Raw genomic sequence first — 10,322 nt, 5'->3', positions numbered from 1 at the left:
GATGGGGCATGATTCGCCCGGATTGTCCGGGATCGGAAGGGAACCAGAAATCGGGCTCTGACCTGCAAGGACGCGTGGTTAGGGCTTCAACCTGCATGGATGAAACGCTTGCAACTATAAAGCGCCGATGTTCGGCATGATCATCCCGGCCAGGTAGCCGCCGAACCTCTGGATCGTGGCCTTTATCCCGGTGCCCTCGACGGGCGGGGTGTAGTCGGTGGTCATGTTGTGCTCCTTTCCGGGGAGCTCGGGGGGTGGAAAGGGGAGAGCGAGGTGAATCTGCCTTGTCGACAGGCGAGCGGGCCGCGATCAGCCCCCCGAAAGCGGCCGCGTGGGATCGGGTTCGCTGACGGTCACCCGGTCACGTCTGATGTCGCCGGGCCCCGGCATGCGGCTGCCCGGCAGCTGCACCGCCGCGGTGGCCCAGGCCAGCCCTTCGACGAGGGCGGCCCTCCCGTGGGCCCCGGCGGCGAGGAACCCGGCCAGTAATGCGTCGCCGGCCCCGACGGAGCTGCGCGGCTCCTCCGCCGCGCACTCGCCGTGCCACACGGTTCCGTCGTCGACCAGCAGGGCGCCGTCACGTCCGAGGCTCGCCAGTACGGTCTCCGCCCCCATCGCGCGCAGTTTCGCGGCGGCCTCCAGGGCGTCGCCGACCGTGTCGATCGGGGAGCCGGTGGCCTCGGCGAGCTCCTCGCGGTTGGGCTTGACCAGGCGGGGCCCGGCCTGCACCGCGGCCAGCAGCGCCGGGCCGCTGGTGTCGACGGCCACGTTGATGCCGGCCTGGCGGAAGCGGCGGCAGAGGGTGGCGTACACGTCGGAGGGGACCTGGGGCGGCAGGCTGCCGGACGCGACCACCCAGTCCGCGCTGTGCGCGGCGCCGAGGACGGCGGTGGCGATCTCCTCCAGCTCGCGCCCGCTGAGCGTGGCGCCGGGCTCGTTGACCTTGGTGACGGTGCCGTCGGGTTCGGCGAGGGTGATGTTGGAACGGGTGGTCCCGGCGACCGGAACCATGATCATGTCGATGCCCTCGACGTCGAGCAGCTCGATCAGCCGCCGCCCCTCCTCGCCGCCGTAGGGGACCACCGCGCACGAGCGCACGTGGTTGGCGAGCAGGGCGCGGGAGACGTTGACGCCCTTGCCGCCGGGGTCGAGGTGGGCGGCGGCGGCCCGGATGACCTCGCCCCGCGCGAGCGAGGGGATCTCGACGGTCCGGTCGAGGCTGGGGTTGAGGGTCAGCGTGAGGATCATGCGCGTACCACTTCCGGGCCGTGCAGTGCCAGGTCGGCGGCCACCTGGGGGTCGAGGACGGTGTCGGTGATCACGACGTCGATCTCCGCCAGGGTGGCGAAGCGGGCCAGGAAGGTGTCGCTGAACTTGGTGTGGTCGGCCAGCAGGACGCTGCGCTGCGCGGAGGCGATCATCGCGCGCTTGATCGCGGCCTCGGCCGGGTCGGGCGTGGTCAGGCCCTTGGCCACGGAGATGCCGTTGGTGCCCATGAACGCCACGTCGACGTGGATGTCGGCCAGCGGCCGCAGCGCCCAGTCGTCGACGGTGGCGAGGGTCCGGCCGCGCACCCGGCCGCCGAGCATGATGACGTTGAGGTTGGCCCGCGCGGCCAGGATGGTGGCCAGCGGCGGGGAGTTCACGATGACCGTCAGCTCGCGGTCGGCGGGGAGCTCCTGGGCCAGCCGCCGGGTCGTCGACCCGGCGTCGATGATGATCGCGCCGTCCTGCGGCAGCTCGCCGAGGGCGGCCTTGGCGATCCGTTCCTTCTCGGACGTCATGACCTCGTCGCGCGCCGCGAGCGCGGGCTCGAAGCCGAGCCGCTCGACGGGGATGGCCCCGCCGTGCACCCGCCGCAGCACCCCGGCCTTCTCGAGGGCGGTCAGGTCACGGCGCACGGTCTCGGTGGTGACGGCGAACTCCTCGGCCAGGGTCACCACGTCGACCCGACCGGCGGCGCGGGCCCGGCGCAAGATCTCCTGCTGTCGCTCCTCGGCGTACATGATGTTGGTTTCGTCCTTGGGTGTGTTGTTTTATCTGTGATTACACCCGTTTTACCTGGACGGTCAAGAGTTGAAACCAATACGAAACCAAGCGAAACGCCTCAGGGGTGGACCTCGTACTCGAAGGGGTGGGGGCCCAGGACGTACAGGGTCCGGTGGACGGGATAGCGGTGCTCGCTGTTCAGCGTGATGCCGCCGGTCGCGCCGTTCATGTCCCGTACGCCCGGTTCCATGAGCCACTTGTAGACGGCGTTGGCGGGGAAGTCCTCGTCGGGCGCCTCGTCGGCGAACGCGCCGTCGGTGGCCTTGGCGGCCACCATCACCGCGTCGTAGGCGCCGGCCGCGTCGCTGTTCGGGACGTAGGCGGGCAGGCCCCGGGAGGTGAAGTAGGCCGGGAAGCCCTTGACGAAGTGGTGGGGTCTCGGGCGGCCCACGCCGGGCGAGAACGAGACGTGGGAGAACTCCGCGAAGGGGTAGCCGGTGGTGAGCTTGGCCGGGTCGTCGAGGTATCCGCTCGGCATGGCCTCGGCCAGGAAGCCGAAGCGGGCGCCGTCGGCGCGGGTGCAATCGGCCCGGCCCCGCATGGCGTTCAGCAGCTCCATCAGGCGGGCCGAACGGCCCGCGTACACGACGAAGGCGCCGGCCCGCGTGGCCTGCGCGCAGATGCGGCGGGCCGCGTCGTCGGCGGTGTGGTCCTGGCCGAACTCGGAGTAGTCGACGCGGACCGTGCGGGCCGCCGTGAAGCGGGCCGTCACCTTGGCGGCGAGGTCGACGCTGAAGACCTCGTCGTCGGGGTGGGCGACGAGGACCATCGTGGTGGCCTTCCGCGACCGGACGAACTCCGTGGTGACCGCGGAGACCTGGCCGTTCGACGGCGACACCTGGACGTAGCGGGTGGGCGCGCCGGGGCCCTCCACCATCGCGCTGCCCGTGACGGAGCTCCCGATCACCGGGATCTTGCCGTCGCTGAGCGTCGTCACGGCTTCGAGCGCGGCCGGACGGCTCTGCGTGATGCCCACCACGGCCGCGACACGGTCGCGGGCCGCCCGTTCGAGGATCATCCGCGCGACCTCGGTCCCGTGGGCGAACGCGTCGCCGGGGTTGGCGATGAGGATGCGCTGGCGCATGTGGTTCACGCCGGGGCTCGCGTTGACCTCGGCCAGCGCGACCAGCACCCCGCGCAGACTCTGAACGCCGTTCAGCGTGGTGTTGCCCGAACCGTCCCGCACCGTGACGGGGGCGAAGTAGACCGTCGTCCGGTGGGGCTCGCTCAGGTCGACCGCCGCGTTGTGGGCCGCCGCCAGCCGCTCCAGCTCCCGCAGCTGGTCGCCTTCGGGGCCCGGCGGGGCGAGGCTGCACTCGGCGCCGTCGGTCACGCCGATGACCTCCCCGCCCTCGACGGCCCGGCACCCGTCGGGGCCCCATACGTAGACCGGCACCGCGGCCGCCACCAACAGCAGCGCGGCCACCGGGGCCGTCGCGCGCACGTAGTCGGTCGGGGCGGCGGGCCGGGGGTGGACCCGGAGGTTGGTCTCGAACCACTGCCGTGCGGCGCCGTCGTCATCCTCATCGGCCAGCGGGAGGGCGTACACCCGTCGACCGGGACGGTGGTATAGCTCGGCGACGTCGGCCGCCGTGAGCGCGGCCGCGACGGACGGCGGTTCGGCGGTGAGCGCGCCCAGGACCAGGAGCGGTGCCCGAGCCCCCTTGGACACGGCCCGGTCCCAGGTGTCGAGGAGCACCTTGCACGGCGAGTCGGCGCCCCCGACCGTGCCGAGCAGCACGACGAACGACCAGCGCCGCCGCGCCCGGTACACCCAGAACCGCGACGGCCGCGCGGCCCGGTCGAGGTCCCGCGACAACGCGGTCACCAGAAGCTCCTGGACCAGCGCCGTGTTGGCGCGCAGCCGGCCGCCCTCGGTGAGCTCCAGCGCGGCGTGCAGGAAGCGGCGGTCGTGGCCCTTCAGCAGTTCCCCGGCCCAGTGCAGCGACCGCCGCGACAACCAGAGGCCGTACACCCAGCGCGGGAACACCACGACGAACACCTGCAGCACGGCCTGCGCGGCGTAGGCCAGGGAGAAGCCCTGACCGGTGTGCGAGGCCACCTGCTGCGCGTGACCGAGCCAGGGGCGCCGGAGGGTCAGCTCCTCGTAGAGCCGGTCGCGCAGGGCCCTGCGCCGGGCCGGCAGGTCGCCGCCGGCCGCCGGCGTGCCCAGCACGGCCTCGCAGGTCCGCAGCAGCGGCAACCGCAGCGCGCCGCTGCCCTGCGGCATCGTCTCGTCGAGGCCGTCGGCCAGGTCGAGCACGATCCGGACGTGCGGCTCCGGCGCGTCGGCCACGTCGTCGGTGAGCAGCGCGTGGGGGACCAGGCTGACCTTCCGGCGCCCGAGCCGCCGGTCGACCAGCCGCTCGGCGTAGCCGGCGACGATCGCGCCGGCCGCCGGACCACCGAGCAGCAGCGCGGGCAGCACGGACCGGCGCGGCCGGGTGGCCATGACCGCGTCGAGCTGCATGGCCAGAAGATGGACGCCACGCGGGAGCGGCCCGTTTTCGGGCACCCAAAAGGGATTTTGCACGACATTCCCCACTTAGTCGCACTCAGACTGTAACCGGGAACCTACTGTGCGTCGCGGTGGATCGGCCATCGATATCACGGAATTTCAAGTTTCAGGGTCGCCGTCGGCGACGGCCCCCACCTCTCCCCAGGTAGGGCGTCATGTGGCGACATGTCACTGTGTGATCGCTTTTCGGGCTGAATTCGCTGTGTCACGATCGAGGCGGCACGACTCGTAATTCGAATTCGGCGGCGGGGTGCCCGTGCACGAGACACGTGACCTACTCGACCCGGAGGCCAGGAGCGACAGCGTCCTCCAGGTCATCAGGGCGCTGATGTGCCGTTCCGGCATGCGCACCGAGCTCGCCAGGCGTACCGGCCTGTCGATCGCGTCGGTCAGCACGGCGGTGCAGCGGCTGCTCGACGACGGCATCGCCCACGGCGGCAAGAAGGAGGCCGTCGCCCTGCGCCCGGTGACCGGGGTCGCGGTCGGGATGCAGGTCGGCACCCGCCACGTCACCGTGGCCGCGCGGTTACCCCACTGGCCGCGAGAGCAGGTGCGGCTCGTCTCGCTCGGGCTGGGGCTGCGCGACGGCGGGGCGTGGATCGACGCCGCAGTGGGCGCGGTGGCCGAGCTCGCCGGGTCGATCGGGCGCGGTCCGGGCGACGTCGCCACGGTCGGGCTGGCCGTGCCCTGGTCGGTCGACCCGCGCGACCTGTCGCCCGCGCCCCCGTCACCCTGGTTCGCCGCGCCCGACCTGCACCGCCACCTGTCGGCGCGGTTCGGCGAGGTCAAAGTGGTCGTGGACGCCGACGCCCGGCTGGGCGCGCTGAACGAGCAGACCTACCACCATCCGTACGAGACCCTGCTCTACGTCGAGATCGCCGAGCACGTGCTCGGCGGGCTGGTCGTCGGGCCGCGCATGCTGCGCGGCGCGCTCGGCCGGGCGGGCAGCGTCGGCCACCACTCGGTCGACCCTGTGGGGCTCGACTGCTGGTGTGGCAAGAGGGGTTGTTTGGAACGTTACATCAGCGTGCCGGCGGTGCTTGAGGGGGTGTACGTGAGCATCCGGGCCCGAGGGGAGGAACCACCCACCTCGATCGAGACCCTCATCGACCGCGCCCGTGGCGGCGACCCCGACTGCCGCTGGGCCCTCACCGCCGCCGCGAAGAGGCTGGCCCGCGCATTGCGCGAGAGCGCCGTCACCCTGGAGACCCAGGCGGTCGTGCTGGGCGGCCCGCTCGCCCCCGGCCTGCGGCTGGTCGCCGCCGAGTGCGAGCAGGAACTCCGCCGCTCCGCGTGGACCCGCCACATGGAACTGCGGTTCGCCCAGCCGGACGCCGCCGCACACGGGGCGCTGATTCTCGGGCTCATCGGCCATCTCCGCTGACTCTCGGTAGAGTCACTCTGGTCTCTTCCGTATCCCACTTCACAGGCACAGGTGGTCATTCATGTCAGCAGAGGGGCCCGAACTGCCTTCGCCGGAGCCCGACTATGAACCGCCCACCCTCATCCGCCTCGGCCGGGTCACCGAACTTTTCGGCGGGAACTCCAGCAGCGGAAACGCCGACGCGAATTCCGACTATTACTGGTGATTTCGGAATTCTGATCAGGACGGTCGGCGGCCGCCCCGACGGCGGCGCCGCCCTCCCCGGGCGCGCGGTCTGGCCCGGCACCGAGGCGGTGAGAGTCTACGGATCGCCCCCGTCCGCCCTGCTCAGAGCCGTCGACCGCGACGACGGCCGGGTCGTCTTCCTCGGCCACGTCCTGGCCACCGAGCGGGAACTGCGGACCGCCCCTCTCCGGGAGCTGCCCGGCGCCTATTCCTGCGCGACCGTCACCGCCGCCGGGGTCGAGCTGCACACCGACCGCGCGGGTCAATTCCCTTTTCATATCTCGGTACGCGGCCACGAGACCCTGATCGCCCATCACGCGACCCTCCTGGCCGCGCTCCATTCCCGTACCCCCGACCCGCTCTCGGCGGCGATTCAGATCGCGTGCCCGAATGTGCTTCCCCTGACAATGGGCCGTTCCTTCTTCACCGATGTCGGGCGTTACGAGAATGCGCACCACGGCCCCGTGGCCGGGCTGCGCGCGGCGCTGGTGGAGGCCGTCCGACGGCGGGGCCCGGGAGCGAGCGCCGACTTCAGCGGCGGCATCGACTCGACCTCCCTGGCCTTCCTCGCGGCGGCCGACGGCCCGGTCGACGCGGTCGTCTACCACCACGACCGCATCCCCGCCGCCGACCTCGACGCGGCCCGACGGGCGGCCGCTCTGAGCGACCGCATCAGGCTGAGCGTGGTGACCGGAGACCAGCACACCCTGCCCTACCAGGGGATCAGCCCTGACCCGCCCGCTTTCGGCGCCACAGCTGATCGAACGGGGCTCGACTGGCCCGCTCCCGGACTTCTCGCGTATCGGCGGGCGGCGTTGCGGCTCGACTGGGCCCGCCGGAGAGAAGCGGAAGGGACCGTCCATCTCACCGGCGAAGGGGCCGACGCGCTGTTCCAGCCGCCGCCCTCCTACCTGGCCACCCTGTTCCGGCAGGGTGAGCTGCGGAGATGGGCGAGCCACAGTGCCCGGCTGAGCCGGTTGCGGCAGGCGTCGGCGCTCGATCTGGCCGTGCGGGCGGCCAGGCTCGCGGCGACCTCCCACGGCCGGGCGCTCCGCGCGCTGGCCCGCTCCCTGGCCCGGCCCTCGTCCGCCGACGCCCCGGGGCCGGGCGACGCCGTCGGCTGGTGGAACGTGGCGGGTGAGGCCGCCGGATGGCTGACCCCGCAGATCCGCGGCGATCTGGCCGATCTCGCGGGAGAGCCGGCCACGGCCCGGAAGCTCCCGGCGGGCCTGACCCCGGCCCGGCACGCGACGCTCGCGTCACTCCGATCGGCCGCCGACGCGCAGCGGTTCCTCCGCACGCTCGGCGACCACCTCGGGGTGGCGGTGCACGCCCCCTACCTCGACGACGCGGTCGTCGGCGCCGTCCTCGACGGCCCGGCGCCCGTGCCCGACCCGGCGAGGGCCAAGCCGCAGCTGGCCGACGCCCTCGCGGGGCTGGTCCCCAAGGTGGTCCTGACCCGCCGGACCAAGGGCGCCTACCAGGCCGAGGAGTACGCCGGGGCCCGCGCGGCCCGTCGGCAGATCGCCGGCCTGCTCGACGACTCACGGCTCGCGGACCTCGGCGTGGTCGATCCGGCCGCCGTCAGAACCACGCTGACCCGGTTGAACGCCGGGGCGCCGGTCCCCCTGAGCGCGCTCGGGCGGCTGGTCGCCCTGGAGGTGTGGCTGCGGAGATGATCTACCAGCTGGCCGACGACGAGCGTGGCCTCGTCCTCGTCGACGTCCGCACGGGCGAGTGCCACGCGCTGAACCCGCCCGGCATGGTGACGTGGAGCGTGCTGAGCTCGGGCGGCACCCGCGACGACGCGGTCAGCGCCCTGGCCTCCCGCTATCCGGCCGTCCCCGGCGACCGGCTGCGCGCCGACGTCGACGCCCTGCTCGGCGACCTCCATCAGGTCGGCCTCGTGCCGGTGGCCGCCCCCGGCGACCTGGCGGTCGGGCCGAGCCGTGCCCGGCCCGTCGAGGTGCCGATGGCCGCCGGGCCGCCGGGCCGCCCGGGGTTCCGGGCGGCCCTCTTCCTGGCGGTGGCGGCGGCGGTGCTGCTGCTGTTCCCGTTCAAGGTCGCCCATCGGCTCGCCCTGCGCGCGGGGAGGAACCGGCGGGCCCTCGACCCGGCGACCGCCCGCCGGATGGTCGCCGACGTCTCTCGTGCCGCCGGCTGGTTCCCCGGCCGGGCGGCCTGCCTGCAGATCTCCCTGGCGACGGTGCTGTGGGCGGGGTCGAAGGGACGCCGGGCCGACTGGTGCTTCGGGGTGCTGCCCGACCCGTACACCTTCCACGCCTGGATCGAGGCCGATGGCGAGCGGATCACCACCGGCGACGAGCCGTCCTACCACCGGCTGCGGCCCTTGCCGTAGTCCATCGGCAGCGCCTGGAGGCGTTCGACCGGGATCTCCGACAGGACGAAGTACTTCTCCGGGCCGTCGGGCTCGACGAGGTGGTCGGGGTCGAACAGCTCGAAGTACGGGTCGACGCCGCCGTTGCGGGCCATGTGGGGCCGGGGGTCCTCGGCGTACGTCACCAGCGCGCCGCCCTTGTCGGTCATGATCAGGCCGTATTCCTGCATCGCCCGCGCGATGGTGCGGGCGGCGGGGGAGGTCAGGGTCGAGACGTCGAAGGCCGGGTCGAGGCGGAAGCGCTGGCCCTCGCACGGGATGTCGGCGCCCTCGACGAAGCCGTCGTTGCGGGTGGCGGGCCAGCTGTTGCAGTTCGCCCTGGTCCGGACCGTCACGATGTTCAGGGCGTGGTCGATGCGGCCCCGCCGGAGCTCCTCGATGCGGATCGTGAACGCGCCGAACGGCAGGCCGGTCGCGGTCGCGCCGAGCGGGTTGTCGAAGATGCCGGGGTTCCGGGAGTAGTTCTCGATCTTGCCGCCCCAGCAGGCCGACCAGTTCCCCAGGGCGTCCTTCTCGGCGCGCCAGAAGTCCCAGTAGGTGTCGGTGGAGGGCTGGTAGATCGCCACGGAGGCGTCGGTGCCCTTCGACACGATCAGATCACCGGGGGTGGGCACCGACCGCAGCGAGTCGGCGATGACCGGGGCCAGGTGCGGGAGGCCGAGGCAGTCGGAGAAGCGCCACTGCTTCCGGGGGGTGTGCCGCCCCACGGTGTAGATGGGCGCGGAGTACTCGTCGGTGTTGATCGCCCAGCTGCCGTAGTTCTGTTCCTTGTCGAGCTTGATGTTGTCCACGATGGCCTGGGAGTTCGGGGCCAGCGGCACGTTCCGGGGGAGCTTCTGGTTCCACGGGCCCCACTTCGCGAAGCCGTTGGTCGGCGTGGGGTGGGCCTCGGCCGTCGTCGGCGTCAGGACCAGCGCCGTCGTCAGGGTCAGGATGAGCGCTTTGCGCAGCGGCATGGCGTGAGGGTAGGCGCGGCCGCGGCCCGGCGGCTTCAGGGTCCGACCCCGGGAAATCCGGCCGGCGACCCCAGCTCCCGCAGTTCCCGCCGCGAGGTGATGTCGAGCCGCCGGAACACGTGCCCCAGGTGGAACTCGACCGTCTTCACGCTGACCACGAGCCGGTCGGCGATCTCCCGGTTGGTCAGGCCGTCGCAGGCCAGCCCGGCGACGGCGCGCTCGGCGGGGGTGAGGTCGTCGAAGGGGCGCGCGGGCCCGTCGACGACGAGGCCCGCGTCGCCGGCGGCGCCGCGCGCCAGGTCCTGGTAGGCGCGGGCGCCGATCCGCTCGAATTCCGTGTACGCCGCCCGCAACGCCCGCTCGCCCGCCTTCGCCCGCCCCCGGAGCAGCTGGCAGCGGCCCGTGAGGAGGTCGACGAACGCGCGCTCCAGCGGGAACGGCGCGGCGTGGACGCGGGCCTCGGCGAAACAGGCCAGCGCCCGCTCGTGCTCGCCGCGCGCCATCGCGACCAGCCCCCGGGCCCGGGAGGCGCCCAGGCCGTCCGGGAAGTCCGGGGGGTCCCCGAGATCGCCCGCCCGGCCCAGCTGGGCGAGGGCCTCCTCCCGGACCGGGCCGAGCAGGTGGGTGCCCGGTTCGCCGGCCGGATAGATCCCGGCCAGCTCGGTCGACGCGGCCAGCGCCCACGACGGGTCGTCGCGGGCCCGCGCGATGGCGATGGCCGCGGCGGCGGCGTAGACGCGGGCGGCGGGGATGCCGGTGGCGCGGGCCCAGCGGGCCGACTCTTCGGCGTGC

The 10,322-nt window shown here is 73.0% G+C and carries 9 protein-coding genes; 4 read left to right on the top strand and 5 right to left on the bottom strand.

Annotated elements, in window-relative coordinates:
• Nucleotides 1-309 precede the first annotated feature (309 nt).
• The 3 genes from pfkB to FDA94_RS38555 form a co-directional block, all read right to left on the bottom strand.
• Nucleotides 310-1,248 carry a 1-phosphofructokinase gene (gene pfkB, locus FDA94_RS38565; protein WP_137251964.1) on the bottom strand — a complete coding sequence of 313 codons (939 nt, stop codon included), beginning with the start codon at nucleotides 1,246-1,248 and terminating at the stop codon, nucleotides 310-312.
• Nucleotides 1,245-2,006: a DeoR/GlpR family DNA-binding transcription regulator gene (locus tag FDA94_RS38560; RefSeq protein WP_137251963.1), complete on the bottom strand. Its 762-nt coding sequence runs from the start codon at nucleotides 2,004-2,006 to the stop codon at nucleotides 1,245-1,247. The genes pfkB and FDA94_RS38560 overlap by 4 nt, the downstream gene beginning before the upstream one ends.
• Before the next feature lie 101 nt (nucleotides 2,007-2,107).
• The gene (locus FDA94_RS38555) at nucleotides 2,108-4,519 is read right to left on the bottom strand and encodes an ABC transporter substrate-binding protein (protein ID WP_137251962.1); all 2,412 of its coding nucleotides are present in this window, start codon (nucleotides 4,517-4,519) and stop codon (nucleotides 2,108-2,110) included.
• A gap of 304 nt (nucleotides 4,520-4,823) precedes the next feature.
• Here FDA94_RS38555 and FDA94_RS38550 point away from each other — a divergent pair, with 304 nt between their 5' ends.
• The 4 genes from FDA94_RS38550 to FDA94_RS38535 all read left to right on the top strand — a co-directional run bounded on the left by FDA94_RS38550 (nucleotide 4,824) and on the right by FDA94_RS38535 (nucleotide 8,535).
• Complete coding sequence (locus FDA94_RS38550) at nucleotides 4,824-5,951, top strand: ROK family transcriptional regulator (protein WP_137251961.1); 1,128 nt, start codon at nucleotides 4,824-4,826, stop codon at nucleotides 5,949-5,951.
• A gap of 61 nt (nucleotides 5,952-6,012) precedes the next feature.
• Nucleotides 6,013-6,156 (top strand): lasso RiPP family leader peptide-containing protein, encoded by a 144-nt coding sequence (locus FDA94_RS38545; RefSeq protein ID WP_137251960.1) that lies wholly within the window; start codon nucleotides 6,013-6,015, stop codon nucleotides 6,154-6,156.
• 88 nt (nucleotides 6,157-6,244) lie between these two features.
• The gene (locus tag FDA94_RS38540; protein WP_137251959.1) at nucleotides 6,245-7,855 is read left to right on the top strand and encodes an asparagine synthase-related protein; all 1,611 of its coding nucleotides are present in this window, start codon (nucleotides 6,245-6,247) and stop codon (nucleotides 7,853-7,855) included.
• Nucleotides 7,852-8,535, top strand: coding sequence for a lasso peptide biosynthesis B2 protein (locus tag FDA94_RS38535; protein WP_170991321.1), 684 nt, complete (start codon nucleotides 7,852-7,854; stop codon nucleotides 8,533-8,535). Before FDA94_RS38540 ends, FDA94_RS38535 begins: the two co-directional genes overlap by 4 nt.
• Here the strand turns inward: FDA94_RS38535 and FDA94_RS38530 are convergent.
• A complete protein-coding gene (locus tag FDA94_RS38530) occupies nucleotides 8,508-9,530 on the bottom strand; it encodes a DUF4124 domain-containing protein (protein ID WP_137251957.1) in 1,023 nt (340 codons plus the stop codon). The two genes, FDA94_RS38535 and FDA94_RS38530, sit on opposite strands and share 28 nt — an antisense overlap.
• 35 nt (nucleotides 9,531-9,565) lie before the next feature.
• A partial coding sequence (locus tag FDA94_RS38525; protein ID WP_137251956.1) for a helix-turn-helix transcriptional regulator occupies nucleotides 9,566-10,322 on the bottom strand: 757 nt, incomplete at its 5' end.

The organism is Herbidospora galbida (genome assembly GCF_005233835.1).
GTDB classification, from domain to species: Bacteria; Actinomycetota; Actinomycetes; order Streptosporangiales; family Streptosporangiaceae; genus Herbidospora; species Herbidospora galbida.
The sequence above is the reverse complement of the archived record's forward strand: the minus strand, read 5'-3'. Positions and strand labels throughout refer to the sequence as shown.

Excerpts from the sequence above, each read along its gene's own strand:
- FDA94_RS38560 (WP_137251963.1), bottom strand. The coding sequence starts at position 2,006 with ATGTACGCCGAGGAGCGACAGCAGGAGATCTTGCGCCGGGCCCGCGCC.
- FDA94_RS38535 (WP_170991321.1), top strand. The coding sequence starts at position 7,852 with ATGATCTACCAGCTGGCCGACGACGAGCGTGGCCTCGTCCTCGTCGAC.
- FDA94_RS38530 (WP_137251957.1), bottom strand. The coding sequence starts at position 9,530 with ATGCCGCTGCGCAAAGCGCTCATCCTGACCCTGACGACGGCGCTGGTC.
- FDA94_RS38555 (WP_137251962.1), bottom strand. The coding sequence starts at position 4,519 with ATGCAGCTCGACGCGGTCATGGCCACCCGGCCGCGCCGGTCCGTGCTG.
- FDA94_RS38545 (WP_137251960.1), top strand. The coding sequence starts at position 6,013 with ATGTCAGCAGAGGGGCCCGAACTGCCTTCGCCGGAGCCCGACTATGAA.
- pfkB (WP_137251964.1), bottom strand. The coding sequence starts at position 1,248 with ATGATCCTCACGCTGACCCTCAACCCCAGCCTCGACCGGACCGTCGAG.